At 62.7% G+C, this 16,273-nt stretch carries 16 protein-coding genes and 1 pseudogene; all 17 read left to right on the top strand.

Annotated elements, in window-relative coordinates:
- Positions 1-234, top strand: a 234-nt coding sequence (nuoB, locus tag D3872_RS23260; RefSeq protein ID WP_119813000.1) for an NADH-quinone oxidoreductase subunit NuoB, incomplete at its 5' end; no start/stop codon positions are given.
- A gap of 15 nt (positions 235-249) precedes the next feature.
- Positions 250-846, top strand: coding sequence for an NADH-quinone oxidoreductase subunit C (locus tag D3872_RS23255; RefSeq protein ID WP_119812999.1), 597 nt, complete (start codon positions 250-252; stop codon positions 844-846).
- Positions 846-2,099, top strand: coding sequence for an NADH-quinone oxidoreductase subunit D (locus tag D3872_RS23250; RefSeq protein ID WP_119812998.1), 1,254 nt, complete (start codon positions 846-848; stop codon positions 2,097-2,099). Before D3872_RS23255 ends, D3872_RS23250 begins: the two co-directional genes overlap by 1 nt.
- A gap of 20 nt (positions 2,100-2,119) precedes the next feature.
- The gene (nuoE, locus tag D3872_RS23245) at positions 2,120-2,599 is read left to right on the top strand and encodes an NADH-quinone oxidoreductase subunit NuoE (RefSeq protein ID WP_119812997.1); all 480 of its coding nucleotides are present in this window, start codon (positions 2,120-2,122) and stop codon (positions 2,597-2,599) included.
- On the top strand, positions 2,596-3,891 hold the full coding sequence (gene nuoF, locus D3872_RS23240) for an NADH-quinone oxidoreductase subunit NuoF (protein WP_119812996.1): 1,296 nt from the start codon (positions 2,596-2,598) through the stop codon (positions 3,889-3,891). Before nuoE ends, nuoF begins: the two co-directional genes overlap by 4 nt.
- A 15-nt stretch (positions 3,892-3,906) precedes the next feature.
- Positions 3,907-6,246: an NADH-quinone oxidoreductase subunit NuoG gene (gene nuoG / locus D3872_RS23235; RefSeq protein ID WP_119812995.1), complete on the top strand. Its 2,340-nt coding sequence runs from the start codon at positions 3,907-3,909 to the stop codon at positions 6,244-6,246.
- On the top strand, positions 6,246-7,328 hold the full coding sequence (nuoH, locus tag D3872_RS23230; RefSeq protein ID WP_119812994.1) for an NADH-quinone oxidoreductase subunit NuoH: 1,083 nt from the start codon (positions 6,246-6,248) through the stop codon (positions 7,326-7,328). Before nuoG ends, nuoH begins: the two co-directional genes overlap by 1 nt.
- Positions 7,329-7,340: 12 nt before the next feature.
- On the top strand, positions 7,341-7,829 hold the full coding sequence (gene nuoI, locus D3872_RS23225) for an NADH-quinone oxidoreductase subunit NuoI (protein ID WP_119812993.1): 489 nt from the start codon (positions 7,341-7,343) through the stop codon (positions 7,827-7,829).
- Between the two features lie 23 nt (positions 7,830-7,852).
- Positions 7,853-8,530 (top strand): NADH-quinone oxidoreductase subunit J, encoded by a 678-nt coding sequence (locus tag D3872_RS23220; protein WP_119812992.1) that lies wholly within the window; start codon positions 7,853-7,855, stop codon positions 8,528-8,530.
- Positions 8,530-8,835 carry an NADH-quinone oxidoreductase subunit NuoK gene (gene nuoK, locus D3872_RS23215; RefSeq protein WP_182915907.1) on the top strand — a complete coding sequence of 102 codons (306 nt, stop codon included), beginning with the start codon at positions 8,530-8,532 and terminating at the stop codon, positions 8,833-8,835. The genes D3872_RS23220 and nuoK overlap by 1 nt, the downstream gene beginning before the upstream one ends.
- Before the next feature lie 50 nt (positions 8,836-8,885).
- The gene (gene nuoL, locus D3872_RS23210) at positions 8,886-10,964 is read left to right on the top strand and encodes an NADH-quinone oxidoreductase subunit L (RefSeq protein ID WP_119812990.1); all 2,079 of its coding nucleotides are present in this window, start codon (positions 8,886-8,888) and stop codon (positions 10,962-10,964) included.
- A 22-nt stretch (positions 10,965-10,986) separates the two neighbouring features.
- Positions 10,987-12,486, top strand: a complete 1,500-nt coding sequence (locus tag D3872_RS23205; protein WP_119812989.1) for an NADH-quinone oxidoreductase subunit M — start codon at positions 10,987-10,989, stop codon at positions 12,484-12,486.
- A gap of 18 nt (positions 12,487-12,504) precedes the next feature.
- Positions 12,505-13,989, top strand: a complete 1,485-nt coding sequence (gene nuoN, locus D3872_RS23200) for an NADH-quinone oxidoreductase subunit NuoN (protein ID WP_119812988.1) — start codon at positions 12,505-12,507, stop codon at positions 13,987-13,989.
- A 7-nt stretch (positions 13,990-13,996) separates the two neighbouring features.
- Positions 13,997-14,320 (top strand): DUF2818 family protein, encoded by a 324-nt coding sequence (locus D3872_RS23195; RefSeq protein ID WP_119812987.1) that lies wholly within the window; start codon positions 13,997-13,999, stop codon positions 14,318-14,320.
- Positions 14,321-14,357: 37 nt separating this feature from the next.
- Entirely contained in the window at positions 14,358-14,915 is a 558-nt protein-coding gene (locus D3872_RS23190) for an NUDIX domain-containing protein (RefSeq protein WP_119812986.1), read from the top strand.
- A 7-nt stretch (positions 14,916-14,922) separates the two neighbouring features.
- Positions 14,923-15,585, top strand: a complete 663-nt coding sequence (locus tag D3872_RS23185) for a hypothetical protein (RefSeq protein WP_229459494.1) — start codon at positions 14,923-14,925, stop codon at positions 15,583-15,585.
- Between the two features lie 22 nt (positions 15,586-15,607).
- A pseudogene (ispD, locus tag D3872_RS23180) lies at positions 15,608-16,273 on the top strand (2-C-methyl-D-erythritol 4-phosphate cytidylyltransferase); the annotation flags it as partial.

Raw genomic sequence — 16,273 nt, 5'->3', positions numbered from 1 at the left:
GCCCTGCGCAAGGTCTACGACCAGATGCCGGAACCGCGCTGGGTCATCTCGATGGGCTCCTGCGCCAACGGCGGCGGCTATTACCACTACTCGTACTCCGTGGTACGCGGCTGCGACCGCATCGTGCCGGTCGACGTCTACGTGCCGGGCTGCCCGCCGACCGCGGAAGCGCTGTTGTACGGCATCCTGCAGCTGCAGAACAAGATCAAGCGCACCAACACCATTGCACGTTAAGAAGCGGCCATCACCATGACATCAAAAATCGAAGTCCTTGAAGCCGCCCTCACGTCCGCACTGGGCGATGCGGCCGTTTCCGTCACCACCGCCCTGGGCGAAGTGACCGTGGTGGTCAAGGCCGCGGCCTACCTCGACGCGATGAGGACCCTGCGCGACGACCCGGCCCTCAAGTTCGACCAGCTGATCGACCTGTGCGGCGTCGATTACTCCACTTATGGCGAAGGCGCCTGGGGCGGCCTGCGTTTCGCGGCTGTCTCGCACCTGCTGTCGCTCGACCACAACTGGCGCGTGCGCGTGCGCGTGTTCGCACCCGACGACGACATGCCGGTGCTGGCCTCGGTGACCGGCATCTGGCGTGCGGCCAACTGGTACGAGCGCGAGGCGTTCGACCTGTACGGCATCCTGTTCGAAGGCCACAACGACCTGCGCCGCATCCTGACCGACTACGGTTTCATCGGCCATCCGTTCCGCAAGGACTTCCCGATTTCGGGCTACGTCGAAATGCGCTACGACCCCGAGCAGAAGCGCGTGATCTACCAACCCGTGACGATCGAGCCGCGTGAAATCATTCCGCGCGTGATCCGCGAAGAAACCTACGGGATGAAATAATGGCTGAGATTAAGAACTACACCCTGAACTTCGGTCCGCAGCACCCGGCTGCGCACGGCGTGCTGCGCCTGGTGCTCGAGCTGGACGGCGAAGTCATCCAGCGCGCCGACCCGCACATCGGCCTGCTGCACCGCGGCACCGAAAAGCTGGCGGAAACCCGCACCTACCTGCAGTCCGTGCCGTACATGGACCGTCTCGACTACGTGTCGATGATGGCCAACGAGCACGCCTACGTGCTGGCGATCGAAAAGCTGCTCGGCATCCAGGTGCCTGAGCGCGCGCAGTACATCCGCGTCATGTTCGACGAAATCACCCGCCTGCTGAACCACCTGATGTGGCTCGGCGCGCACGCGCTCGACATCGGCGCGATGGGTCCGTTCCTGTACGCCTTCCGCGACCGCGAAGACCTGTTCGACTGCTACGAAGCGGTGTCGGGCGCGCGCATGCACGCGGCCTACTACCGCCCGGGCGGCGTGTACCGCGACCTGCCGGACGCGATGCCGAAGCACAAGGCCTCGATCATCCGCAGCCAGAAGGCCATCGACGCGCTGAACGAAGCGCGCCAGGGCTCGCTGCTGGACTTCATCGACGACTTCTCCAAGCGCTTCGTCACCTACGTCGACGAATACGAAACCCTGCTGACCGACAACCGTATCTGGAAACAGCGTACCGTCGGCATCGGCGTGGTCTCGCCGGAAGCGGCCAAGGCGATGGGCTTCACCGGCGCCATGCTGCGCGGCTCGGGCGTCGAATGGGACCTGCGCAAGAAGCAGCCTTACGCCGTCTACGACAAGATGGACTTCGACATCCCGGTCGGCACCAATGGCGACAGCTACGACCGCTACCTGGTCCGCATCGAAGAGATGCGCCAGTCGAACCGCATCATCCAGCAGGCCTCGAAATGGCTGCGCGCCAATCCGGGCCCGGTCATGGTCGACAACCACAAGGTCGCGCCGCCGAAGCGCACCGACATGAAGTCGAACATGGAGTCGCTGATCCACCACTTCAAGCTGTTCACCGAAGGCATGCACGTACCGGCAGGCGAAGCTTACGCGGCAGTCGAACACCCGAAGGGCGAACTGGGCATCTACCTGATCTCCGACGGCGCCAACAAGCCGTACCGCCTGAAGATCCGCGCCCCGGATTTCGCCCACCTGCAGAGCCTCGATGAAATGGCGCGCGGCCACATGATCGCCGACGCCGTCACCATCATCGGAACCCAGGACATCGTATTCGGCAGTATTGACCGGTAAGCCGGAAAGGCAGGAAGAGAATGTTGTTATCAGAGCAGTGCTATAAAAAAATCGACCGCGAGTTGGCCAAGTATCCGGCCGACCAGCGCCAGTCGGCCGTGATGGCCGCGCTGGCCCACGCGCAAGTGGAACTGGGCTGGCTGGCGCCGGAAACCATGCAGGAAGTGGCCGACTACATCGGCATGCCTGCCATCGCCGTGCAGGAAGTGGCGACCTTCTACAACATGTACAACACCAAGCCGGTCGGCAAGCACAAGATCACCGTGTGCACCAACCTGCCTTGCGCGCTGTCGGGCGGCGAACGCGCCGGCAAGCTGCTGCAGGACAAGCTGGGCATCGGCTACCGCGAAACCACTGCGGACGGGCAGTTCACCCTGGTCGAAGGCGAGTGCATGGGCGCCTGCGGCGACGCGCCGGTCATGATTGTCAACAACCATCGCATGTGCTCGTTCATGAGCGACGACAAGATCGACGCTCTCGTTGAGGAACTGAAGAAATGACCAGCCTGCACGACCGTCACATCAATCCGCTGCTCCTGAAGGACCTGAACGGCGACAACTGGCGCCTGGCCGACTACGTCAAGCGCGGCGGCTACAGCGCGCTGCGCCGCATCCTGGAAGAGAAGATCACGCCGGAACAGATCATCGCCGACCTGAAGACCTCGGGCCTGCGCGGCCGCGGCGGCGCCGGTTTCCCTACCGGCCTGAAGTGGAGCTTCATGCCGCGTCAGTATCCTGGCCAGAAATATCTCGTCTGCAATACCGACGAAGGCGAGCCGGGTACCTTCAAGGACCGCGACATCATCCGCTACAACCCGCATTCGCTGATCGAGGGCATGGCCATCGGCGCGTATGCGATGGGCATCACCGTCGGCTACAACTACATCCACGGCGAAATCTTCCAGGACTACCTGCGCTTTGAAGAAGCGCTGGAAGAGGCGCGCGCGGCGGGCTTCCTGGGCGACAAGATCATGGGCAGCGAGTTCAGCTTCCAGCTGCACGCCCACCACGGCTACGGCGCCTACATCTGCGGCGAAGAAACCGCGCTGCTGGAATCGCTCGAAGGCAAGAAGGGTCAGCCGCGCTTCAAGCCGCCTTTCCCTGCGTCCTTCGGCCTGTACGGCAAGCCGACCACCATTAACAACACCGAGACTTTCGCGGCCGTGCCGTTCATCCTGAACGTCGGCGCCGAAAACTACCTCGGCATGGGCAAGCCGAACAACGGCGGCACCAAGATCTTCTCGATCTCGGGCGACGTCGAACGTCCGGGCAACTACGAAGTTCCGCTCGGCACGCCATTCGCGAAGCTGATGGAACTGGCCGGCGGCATGCGCGGCGGTAAAAAGATCAAGGCGGTCATCCCTGGCGGCTCGTCGGCGCCTGTCGTGCGCGGCGACGTCATGATGGACACCGACCTCGACTACGATTCGATCGCCAAGGCCGGCTCGATGCTGGGCTCGGGCGCGGTCATCGTCATGGACGAGACCCGCTGCATGGTCAAGTCGCTGCTGCGCCTGTCGTACTTCTATTACGAAGAGTCCTGCGGCCAGTGCACGCCTTGCCGCGAAGGCACCGGCTGGATGTACCGCATGGTGCACCGTATCGAGCACGGCCAGGGCCGCCCGGAAGACCTCGACATGCTGAACTCCATCGCCGACAACATCCAGGGCCGCACTATCTGCGCGCTGGGCGACGCCGCCGCGATGCCGGTACGCGCGATGATCAAGAACTTCCGCGACGAATTTGCATATCACATCGAGCACAAGCATTGCCTCGTGCCGACCTATCTCTAAGGCCAGAGAAATCTCATGGTTGAAATTGAAATTGACGGTAAAAAGGTAGAAGTCCCGCCAGGCAGCATGGTGATGGACGCCGCCAACAAACTGGGAACCTACATCCCGCACTTCTGCTATCACAAGAAATTGTCGATCGCGGCCAACTGCCGTATGTGCCTGGTTGAAGTCGAGAAGGCGCCGAAGCCTTTGCCGGCATGCGCCACGCCGGTATCGGCGGGCATGATCGTGCGCTCGAACAGCGACAAGGCGGTGCAGGCGCAGAAATCCGTGATGGAATTCTTGCTGATTAACCACCCGCTGGATTGCCCGATCTGCGACCAGGGCGGCGAATGCCAGCTGCAGGACCTCGCGGTCGGCTACGGCAAATCGAACTCGCGCTACGAAGAAGAAAAGCGCGTGGTGCCGCCGAAGGACGCCGGTCCGCTGATCTCGATGGAAGAGATGACCCGCTGCATCCACTGCACCCGTTGCGTGCGCTTCGGCCAGGAAGTCGCCGGCGTGATGGAATTGGGCATGCTGGGCCGCGGCGAGCACGCCGAGATCACCTCGTTCGTCGGCAAGACCGTCGACTCCGAAGTGTCGGGCAACATGATCGACCTGTGCCCGGTCGGCGCACTGACCTCCAAGCCTTTCCGCTACAGCGCCCGTACCTGGGAACTGTCGCGCCGCAAGTCGGTCAGCCCGCACGATTCGCTCGGCTCGAACCTGATCGTCCAGGTCAAGGGCGGCAAGGTGATGCGTGTGCTCCCGCTGGAGAACGAAGCAATCAACGAATGCTGGCTGTCGGACAAGGACCGCTTCTCCTACGAAGCGCTGGACAACGCCGAACGCCTGACCGCGCCGATGATCAAGCAGGGCGGCCAGTGGGCCGAGACCGACTGGCAGACCGCGCTGGAATACGTGGCCCACGGCCTGCGCAACATCAAGCATGAACACGGCGCCGACGCCATCGCCGCTGTCGCGACCCCGCATTCGACCGTCGAAGAACTGACGCTGCTGGCCAAGGCCATGCGCGGCATCGGTTCCGAGAACGTCGAGTTCCGCCTGCGCCAGACCGACTTTGCCGACAACGGCCAGGTCACTCCTTGGTTGGGCATGCCGATTGCCGAACTGTCGCACCTCGGCCGCGCTTTCGTCATCGGCTCGTTCCTGCGCAAGGACCACCCGCTGGTGGCGACCCGCCTGCGCGCCGCCGTCAAGGCCGGCGGCAAGCTGTCGGTGCTGCACGCGTCCGACGACGAACTCCTGATCCCGACCGCATCGAAAATGATCGCGGCGCCGTCCGACTGGCTGGCCGCACTGTCCGAAATCGCCGTGGCTGTCGCCGCAGCGAAGGGCGTGGCAGTACCAGCCGCCTTCGACGGCATCGAAGCATCCGACAAGGCCAAGGCGATCGCAGCATCCCTCACCGCCATCGGCGGCAACGTGACCGGCGCAATCCTGCTCGGTAACGCTGTTTCGCAGCACCCGCAGGCATCCGCGCTGCACGCGGCAGCGCAGTGGATCGCCGAACAGACCGGCGCCAAGTTCGGCTACCTGGTGGACGCGGCCAACACGGTCGGCGGCTACCTGGCCGGCGCTTACGCCAAGAATGCAGCCCCAGTGTTCTCGCAGCCGAAGAAAGCCTACGTGCTGCTGAACGCCGAGCCTGAGCTGGACAGCCACAACCCGCAGCAAGCGCGCGCCGCCCTCGATGGCGCCGAGATGGTCGTTGCGATGTCCGCCTTCAAGCACGGCTTCGACTACGCCGACGTGCTGCTGCCGATTTCGCCGTTCAGCGAAACCTCGGGCACCTTCGTTAACTGCGAAGGCCGCGCACAGAGCTTCAACGGCACAGTAAAGCCGCTCGGCGAAACCCGCCCGGCCTGGAAAGTGCTGCGCGTGCTGGGCAACCTGCTCGGCCTGCAGGGCTTCGACTACGACACCTCGGAAGCGATCCGCGACGAGCTGTTCGGCAAGGGCGTGACCGACCTGTCGGGCAAGCTGAATAACGTTTCCAAGACCGCCTTGTCTGGCGCGAAGTTCGGCACCTCGGGCGCGCTGGAACGCCTGGCCGACGTGCCTATCCACTTCGCCGACGCCATCGCGCGCCGTTCCGAGCCGCTGCTGCGCACCGCCGACGCCAACGCGCCGCTGGTCACGCTGCCATCGAGCCTGGCCGAAAAGCTGGGCGTCAAGGCCGGCGGCACGGTCAAGGTGTCGCAGGGTTCGGGCAGCGCCGTGCTGGTTGCCGCCATCGATGCGCGCCTGCCGGCCAACACCGTCCGCGTCGCCACCGCGCACCACGCGACCGCTGCACTGGGTTCGCTGTTCGGCGCCATCCAAGTTGAAAAAGCAGGGGAGGGCGCGTAATGGCGATGCCGGAATTCATTAACACCATCAACGTCCACGGCGCTGAGCTGCTGGGCCCGGTCTGGCCACTGGCATGGACCATGATGAAGATCATGTCGGTCCTGCTGCCGCTGATGGGCCTGGTCGCCTACGCCACCTTGTGGGAGCGCAAGCTGATCGGCTGGATCCAGATCCGCATCGGCCCCAACCGCGTTGGCCCGATGGGCCTGCTGCAGCCGATCGCCGATGCGCTCAAGCTGCTGTTCAAGGAAATCGTGGTCCCGACCAAGGCCGCTTCGTGGCTGTTCGTGATCGGCCCGGTCATGACCATCATGCCGGCGCTGGCCGCATGGTCGGTGATTCCTTTCGGTCCTGAACTGGTGCTGGCCAACGTCAATGCCGGCCTGCTGCTGCTGATGGCGATCACCTCGATGGAAGTCTACGGCATCATCATCGCCGGCTGGGCGTCGAACTCGAAGTATTCCTTCATGGGCGCGATGCGCGCATCGGCCCAGATGATCTCCTACGAAATCCCGATGGGCTTCGTGCTGGTAGTCGTGCTGATGGTGTCGGGCAGCCTGAACTTCTCCGACATCGTGCTGGGCCAGCAGAAGGGCCAGTTCGTCGACATGGGCATGAACTTCCTGTCCTGGAACTGGCTGCCGCTGCTGCCGCTGTTCGTCATCTACCTGACTTCCGGCCTGGCCGAGTGCAATCGCCACCCGTTCGACGTGGTGGAAGGCGAGTCGGAAATCGTGGCCGGCCACATGGTCGAGTACTCGGGCATGTCGTACGCGATGTTCATGCTGGCCGAATACGCCAACATGATCTTGATCGGCGTACTGGCATCGATCATGTTCCTCGGCGGCTGGTCGGCGCCTTTCGCGGTGCTCGACATCGGCGGCGGTTTCGGCGGCTTCTTCTGGCTGTTCGCAAAGACCTTCCTGATCGTGTCGCTGTTCGTGTGGGTGCGCGGTACCTTCCCACGCTACCGCTATGACCAGATCATGCGCCTGGGCTGGAAAGTCTTCATTCCGCTGACGCTGGTTTGGCTGGTCCTGGTCGCAGGCTGGATGCAAACGTCCTGGAACATTTGGAAGTAAGAGAGCAAAACCATGGAACGACTTAAAGATTTTATCGGCAGCATGATGCTGACCGAACTGATCAAAGGGATGGCGCTGACGGGAAAGTACATGTTCTCGCGCAAGATCACCGTTCAGTATCCGGAAGAAAAGACCCCGATGTCGCCGCGTTTCCGCGGCCTGCACGCGCTGCGCCGCTACCCGAACGGGGAAGAGCGCTGCATCGCCTGCAAGCTGTGCGAAGCGGTGTGCCCGGCGATGGCGATCACGATCGAGTCGGAGCAGCGTGACGACGGCTCGCGCCGCACCACCCGCTACGACATCGACCTGACCAAGTGCATCTTCTGCGGCTTCTGCGAAGAGTCCTGCCCGGTCGATTCGATCGTCGAGACCCACGTCTTCGAGTACCACGGCGAGAAGCGCGGCGATCTGTATTACACCAAAGAGATGCTGCTCGCGGTCGGCGACCGCTACGAAGCCGACATCGCCGCCGCCCGCGCGACCGATGCGCCTTACCGTTAATCTGCAGGGCTACTGGGTTAGTTATGGAATTTAAAACTGCTTTGTTCTACGTGTTCGCGGCCATCATGGTGATCGCCTCGACCCGCGTTATCACGGCCCGCAATCCGGTCACCGCCGCATTGTTCCTGGTGCTGGCGTTCTTCAACGCCGCCGGCATCTGGATGCTGCTCAAGGCCGAGTTCCTGGCCGTCGTGCTGGTGCTGGTCTACGTCGGCGCCGTGATGGTGCTGTTCCTGTTCGTGGTCATGATGTTGGACATCAATATCGACCGCATGCGGGAAGGCTTCTGGAGCCACCTGCCGATGGCGTCGGCGATCGGCGCGCTGATCGTGCTCGAAATGGCCGCCGTGCTGTGGCGCGGTTTCCTCGGCTTCGAACAGTCGCCTGAAGCTGCCGCTGCCAATATCGGCGGCACCAAGGAACTGGGCCTGCTGATCTACACCAAATACATCTACGCCTTCGAGATCGCGGCAGTGGTGCTGCTGGTGGCGATCATCGCCGCAGTCGCGCTGACCCTGCGCACCCGCAAGGACACCAAGTACTTCGACCCGGCCGACGCGGTCCGCGTGAAACGCAACGACCGCCTGCGCGTCGTCAAGATGAAGGCCGTCGACCAGCCTGCGCTCGACGCGGCATCGAAAGCGGCAGCCATCGCTGCCGCCGAAGCCGCGGCAACTGTCGCCTCCAAGGAGACCAAATGATCCTCTCGCTCGCACACTACCTGGTACTGGGCGCGATCCTGTTCGCGATCTCGGTGGTCGGGATCTTCCTGAACCGTAAGAACATCATCATCCTGCTGATGGCCATCGAACTGATGCTGCTGGCGGTGAACCTGAACTTTGTCGCCTTCTCGCATTACCTCGGCGATGCGGCAGGGCAGATCTTCGTGTTCTTCATCCTGACCGTTGCAGCGGCCGAGTCGGCGATTGGCCTGGCGATCCTGGTGGTCCTGTTCCGTAACCTGGACACGATCAACGTGGAAGACCTGGACAGCCTCAAAGGCTAAGTGCCCAAGGGCGCGCTTCAACCCAAGACAAATAACGATTAAGGTTCAATATGGCGGGGCAAATTCTTAACCCTAACCTCCTGCTTGCGGTGCCACTGGCGCCGCTGGCCGGCTCACTGATCGCAGGCCTGCTGGGGACTAAATTCCTGGGCAACGTGATCGGCCGCAAGACCACTCACACCGTCACCATCCTGGGCGTCCTCATTGCGCTAATCCTGTCGGTGCACACGCTGCTGGCGGTGCTCGACGGCGCCAGCTTCGACGGCACCATCTACAACTGGATGACGGTGGCCGGCGTGAAGCTGGAAGTCGGCTTCCAGATCGACGCGCTGTCGGCAATGATGATGTGCGTGGTGACCTTCGTGTCGCTGATGGTGCACGTCTACACCATCGGCTACATGGCGGAGGATGAGGGTTACAACCGCTTCTTCTCGTACATCTCGCTGTTCACGTTCTCGATGCTGATGCTGGTCATGGCGAACAACTTCCTGCAGCTGTTCTTCGGCTGGGAAGCAGTGGGCCTGGTTTCCTACCTCCTGATCGGTTTCTGGTACACCCGCCCGACCGCGATCTTCGCCAACATGAAGGCCTTCCTGGTCAACCGCGTGGGCGACTTCGGCTTCATCCTGGGCATCGGCCTGCTGCTGGCCTACGCCGGTTCGATGAATTACCAGGAAGTGTTCGCCAAGAAGGAAATGCTGGCAACCCTGACCCTGCCTGGCTCGGACTGGATGCTGCTCACCGTTGCCTGCATCTGCCTGTTCATCGGCGCGATGGGCAAGTCGGCCCAGTTCCCGCTGCACGTCTGGCTGCCTGACTCGATGGAAGGCCCGACCCCGATTTCGGCACTGATCCACGCGGCGACCATGGTTACCGCGGGTATCTTCATGGTGGCGCGCATGTCGCCGCTGTTCGAACTGTCCGACACCGCGCTGTCGTTCGTGCTGGTGATCGGCGCGATCACCGCGCTGTTCATGGGCTTCCTGGGCATCATCCAGAACGACATCAAGCGCGTGGTCGCTTACTCGACCCTGTCGCAGCTGGGCTACATGACCGTCGCGCTGGGCGCGTCGGCCTACTCGGCCGCGGTGTTCCACCTGATGACCCACGCATTCTTCAAGGCGCTGCTGTTCCTCGGCGCGGGCTCGGTCATCATCGGCATGCACCACGACCAGGACATCCGCAACATGGGCGGCCTGCGCAAGTACATGCCGATCACCTGGATTACCTCGCTGCTTGGCTCGCTGGCCCTGATCGGCACGCCGTTCTTCTCGGGGTTCTACTCGAAGGACTCGATCATCGAAGCGGTGCACGCGACCCACCTGTGGGGTTCGGGCTTCGCCAACTTCGCCGTACTGGCAGGCGTGTTCGTGACCGCGTTCTACTCGTTCCGCATGTACTTCCTGGTGTTCCACGGCGAAGAGCGTTTCGGCAAGCCGCAACACCATTCGGAGGGCCACGATTCGGACGGCCACCACGAAGAGGAGGAATCGCATGGCGATTCCGAGGGCGCGGTTCACCATCACCATGGCCTGGCGCCGGGAGAGACGCCGCACGAGTCGCCGCTGGTCGTCACGCTGCCGCTGATCCTGCTGGCCATCCCTTCGGTGATCATCGGCTTCCTGACGATCGGCCCGATGCTGTTCGGCGACTTCTTCAAAGGCGTCATTTTCGTCGGCGACAACCACGCAGGCCTGAAGGAACTGGCCGCGAACTGGCATGGCCCGGTCGCGATGGTGATCCACGGCCTGATGACCGCACCGTTCTGGCTCGCGCTGGCCGGCGTCGCTTCAGCCTACTACTGCTACCTGGTCAACCCGCGCGTACCGGAATGGTTCTACGCGAAGTTCCACGCGCTGCACACCCTGCTGGACAACAAGTACTACATGGACAAGTTCAACCAAGTGGTGTTCGCACGCGGTGCGCGCCTGCTCGGCGGCGGCCTGTGGAACGTCGGCGACAAAGCCCTGATCGACGGCCTGGCGGTCAACGGCAGCGCGAAAATGGTGGGCTGGTTCTCGTCCATCGTTCGCGTGCTGCAGACCGGTTACATCTACCACTACGCGTTCGTGATGATCATCAGCGTGCTGGGGTTCCTGATCTACTTCCTGCCGTTTTGGCACGCTTAATACGTCCAGCTAAGACAATAATATGATGCAGTCAATTTCGAACTTCCCTCCGTACCTGAGCCTCGCGATCTGGCTCCCGGTCCTGTTTGGCGTGATCATCCTGGCGATCGGGAGCGACAAGCGCGCGGGCATGACCCGCTGGCTGTCGCTAGCCGGCGCCGTGGTGGCCTTCCTGGCGACCATCCCCCTGATCACGAACTTCGACAACGCCGCCCACGGCATGCAGTTCGTCGAAAGCGCCCCGTGGATCGGCCGCTTCAACATCTTCTACAGCCTTGGCATCGACGGCCTGTCGCTGTGGTTCATCCCGCTGACCGCCTTCATCACGGTCATCGTGATCATCTCGGCATGGCAGGTGATCCAGGAACGCGTGGCCCAGTACATGGGCGCCTTCCTGATCCTGTCCGGCATCATGATCGGCGTGTTCTGCGCGACGGATGGCCTGCTGTTCTACTTCTTCTTCGAAGCGACCCTGATCCCGATGTACATCATCATCGGCGTGTGGGGCGGCGAGGACCGCATTTACGCCTCGTTCAAGTTCTTCCTCTACACCTTCTTCGGCTCGCTGCTGACGCTGGTCGCGATCATCTACCTGTACAACGCGGCAGGCGGCAGCTTCGACATTCTGGAGTGGCACAAGCTGCCGCTCACGATGAAGGAGCAGACCTTCATCTTCATCGCCTTCCTGGTGGCGTTCGCGGTCAAGGTGCCGATGTTCCCGGTCCACACCTGGCTGCCGGACGTCCACGTCGAAGCGCCTACCGGCGGCTCTGCGGTGCTGGCTGCGATCATGCTGAAGCTGGGCGCCTACGGCTTCCTGCGCTTCTCGCTGCCGATCACGCCTGACGCCTCGCACGAGATGGCCGGCTTCATCATCACGCTGTCGCTGATTGCGGTTATCTACGTCGGCCTGGTGGCGCTGGTACAGAAGGACATGAAAAAGCTGGTCGCCTACTCGTCGATCGCGCACATGGGCTTCGTCACGCTGGGCTTCTTCATGTTCAACGACATGTCGGTGCAGGGCGGTATCGTGCAGATGATCTCGCACGGCTTCGTGTCGGGCGCGATGTTCCTTTGCATCGGCGTGCTGTACGACCAGATGCACTCGCGCCAGATCGCCGACTACGGCGGCGTCGTCAACCGCATGCCGAAGTTCGCTGCGTTCTTCGTGCTGTTCTCGATGGCTAACGCGGGCCTGCCTGCCACTTCCGGCTTCGTCGGCGAGTTCATGGTCATCCTGGGCGCGGTGCAGTACAACTTCTGGATCGGCATGCTGGCTGCGACTGCGCTGATCTTCGGCGCGGCCTACTCGCTGTGGATGGTCAAGCGCGTGGTGTTCGGCGAAGTGGGCAACAAGCATGTGGCGGACCTGGTTGACCTGAACCGCCGCGAATTCTTCATGCTCGCAGTGCTGGCGATCGCCACGCTGTACATGGGCCTGTATCCAGCGCCAATCACCGACACGATGCAAACCTCGGTCGCCGACCTGCTCAAGCATGTCGCCGTATCGAAGCTTCCGTAAGAAACGACTATGAACGAAATGACCAACCCAAACCTGGTACCGGTTTACGCCGAAATCTTCCTGCTGGTGGCGGCATCTGCGATCCTGTTGATCGATATGTTCCTGCCGCCTGCGAAGCGTAACCTGACCTACATCCTGACGCTCATCACGCTCGGCGGCTGCGCGCTGTTCTCGATGACCGACTTCAACAGCGGCGCGACGGTCTACACGTTCTCGAACATGTTCGTGTCCGACCCGATGTCGAACCTGCTCAAGCTGTTCACCTACCTCACGGTAGGCATCACGCTGGTCTACTCGCGCCAGTACGCGACCCAGCGCGGCATGATGAGCGATAACCTGGGCGGCGAGTTCTATGTGCTGGCCCTGTTCTCGATGCTCGGCCAGATGATCATGATCTCGGGTAACAGCGTCCTGTCGATCTACCTCGGCCTCGAACTGATGTCGCTGTCGCTGTACGCGCTGGTGGCGCTGCGCCGCGGCCACGCGGTATCGACCGAAGCGGCGATGAAGTACTTCGTGCTGGGCGCGCTGGCATCGGGCTTCCTGTTGTACGGCATGTCGATGGTGTACGGCGCCACCGGCACGCTCGACATCACCGAGATCGCCCGCGCCGCCCAGTCGGGCGTTGCGAGCCAGACCATCCTGGTGTTCGGCCTGGTGTTCATGGTCGCAGGCCTGGCCTTCAAGCTCGGCGTGGTGCCGTTCCACATGTGGGTGCCTGACGTCTACCAGGGCGCACCGACCGCGGTGACCCTGCTGCTGGGCGGCGCGCCGAAGCTGGCCTCGTTCGCGATCTGCGTGCGCCTGCTGGCCGAAGGCCTGATGCCGATGGCGATCGACTGGCAGCAGATGCTGATGGTGCTGGCTGTGATGTCGCTGGTGATCGGTAACCTGACCGCGATCGCGCAGTCGAACATGAAGCGGATGCTGGCTTACTCCACCATCGCGCAGATGGGCTTCGTGCTGCTCGGCCTGATGTCGGGCGTGGTCGGCGCGGATGCGAGCAATGCCGCATCGGCCTACAGCTCGGCGATGTACTACTCGATCACCTACGTGCTGACCACGGTCGGCACCTTCGGCCTGATCATGATGCTGGCGCGCGCCGGCTTCGAGGCGGAAGAGATCAACGATTTCAAGGGCCTGGGCAAACGCAGCCCGTGGTTCGCCACCGTCATGATGCTGATGATGTTCTCGCTGGCCGGCGTGCCGCCTGCGATGGGCTTCATGGCCAAGCTGACCGTGCTGGAAGCGGTGCTGCACACCGGCCAGGTCTGGCTGGCGGTGTTCGCGGTGATGTTCTCGCTGGTGGGCGCGTTCTACTACCTGCGCGTGGTCAAGGTGATGTGGTTCGACGAGCCGACCGATACCAACGCCATCTCGGCGCCAGGCGACATGCGCATGGCGCTGTCGGTGAACGGCATCGCGATAGTGGCGCTGGGCGTGTTCGCCGGTCCGCTGCTGACCGTCTGCACCAACGCCATGATCACGACCCTGGCATCGTAAGCGATTAATGGATGTGAATCTCGCAAGCTGGTTGGTGATCGCCGTCGCACTGGCGGCCGCCAACCTGCCTTTCCTGACCGAGAAAGTCTTCGGCCTCGTTCCCCTCAAGGCAAGCGGTATTGACGGAACGCGCACCAAGCCCGCCTGGGTGCGGGTGTTCGAGCTGCTTGTTCTATACTTTGTTGTCGGCGCAGTAGCTTACGTCTTCGAGTCCCGGATCGGTAACGTCTTCACCCAGGTGAAGGAGTTCTACATGATCACGGTGCCGCTGTTCGTCACGCTCGCGTTCCCAGGCTTCGTCATCCGTTACCTGCGCAAGCGCCGTCACTGACCGCTTTTCAACCGCTGTCCAAACATCGGAGCTGCGCATGGATTCACCCCTGAAGGAAACCCGCATCGACGGGGAAGTGGCTTTCGACGGCCGCTTCCTGAAGGTCGCGCGCGACCGCATCCGCCTCCCGGACGGAAAAGAAACCAACCGCGAATACATCAAGCATCCCGGCGCGGTGGTGATCCTTCCCGTGTTCGACGACGGCCGCGTGCTGCTGGAGCGCCAGTTCCGCTATCCGCTCGGGCGCGAGTTCGTCGAATTCCCGGCCGGTAAAATCGACCCGGGCGAGGACACGCTGGCATGCGCCAAGCGCGAGCTGCAGGAGGAAACCGGCTATACCGCCAAGGAGTGGCAGTTTATCTGCACCATCCACAACGCCATCGCCTATTCGGACGAGCACCTCGACCTGTTCGTGGCGCGCGGCCTGGTCGAGGGCGAGGCCAAGCTGGACGAAGGCGAGTTCCTCGAGTGCTTCACCTCCACCGTGCCCGAGATGCTCGGCATGATCAAAAGCGGCGCGATCACCGATGTGAAAACCATCATCGGTACCTTCTGGCTCGAAAAGCTGATGAATGGTACCTGGAAGCCTGGATAAAAAAGCAATGAAGTACCTGCTGTTCGCGCTGGCCCTGATGTTGTCGAACAGCGCATGGGCAGCGCGCACCGCGTTCCAGGCGCGCTGCGAGGACACGATGGCCAGGACGCTGTCGGTGCTGACCGCGAAGCAGAACGGCTACTCGGTCGACAATACCCGCTCGATCCGCGCGCTGACCATGATGAAAGGCCCGCAGGCGAGCAACCACTACGTGCTTGGCCTGACCCGCACCGAGTCGCGCGTATCGATCGGCGTCAACGGCGCCATGCTGTCCGATCCTGTCACCGGCTACGAATGCGTGGCGCCCCGGATCGAAGTATCCCTGTACTACATTCCCATCGTGATCTACGTCGGCAGCGAATTCGCGCCTGGCAGCTGCGCCTACAAGGAAGTGCTGGCGCATGAGATGCGCCACCTCGACGCCTATGTCGCCCATCTGCCGAAGGTGGAAGCGATCGTGCGCAAGACGCTGGCGCAGCGCTTCGATGCGCGCCCGCTGTACGCGCCGGCGGGGCAGGCGAGGGTGCTGCTGGCGAAGGAAATCGACAGCAGCTGGATGCCCTACATCAAAAGGAACTGGCCAAAGCCGAAGTGCTGCAGGCCGCGATCGACACCCCGCGCGAATATGCCCGCCTCAGCAAAGTTTGCAAAGGTGAGGTACAGTCTTTAATGCGAAAGGCACAACCTACAAGATGACATCGATGAGACAACAAGCCCCGCGTTACTTCGCCTTGATCCCGGCAGCCGGAGTCGGCGCCAGGATGGCCGCGGGCGGCCCCAAGCAGTACCTGCCGGTCGGCGGCAAGCCGATGCTGCGCCATGCCATCGACGCCTTCCTGTCGAGCGGCCTGATTACCCACACTTACGTTGTGGTCAGTGCCGAAGACGGACAGATCGACGCGGTCGTGCCGGACGGTGCGGTGACGGTGCTGCGCTGCGGTGGCGCCACCCGCATGGAATCGATCCGCAACGGGCTCGACGCGCTGGCCGGCGCCATTGGCGGCGACGACTGGGTGCTGGTGCATGACGCGGCCCGGCCCGGCTCGATGCCGAACTCATCGAACGATTGATCAACACGGTGGGCGCCGACCCGGTCGGCGGCCTGCTTGCGCTGCCGGTGGTCGACACCGTCAAGCGCGACGGCGTGGGCGCGGTACAGACTGTCGCGCGCGATGGCCTGTGGCTGGCGCAGACGCCGCAAATGTTCCGCTACAAGCTGCTGCGCGAAGCGCTGGCGGCCGCAACCGATCCGAACGCGGTGACCGACGACGCCAGCGCCGTCGAGGCGATGGGACTGTCGCCGAAGCTGGTGGAAGGCCATCCGCGCAACCTGAAAGTGACTTTGCCGGCCGACATCC

The organism is Massilia cavernae (assembly GCF_003590855.1).
Taxonomy (GTDB): domain Bacteria; phylum Pseudomonadota; class Gammaproteobacteria; order Burkholderiales; family Burkholderiaceae_D; genus Telluria_A; species Telluria_A cavernae.
This window is presented reverse-complemented; position numbering and strand designations above follow the sequence as displayed.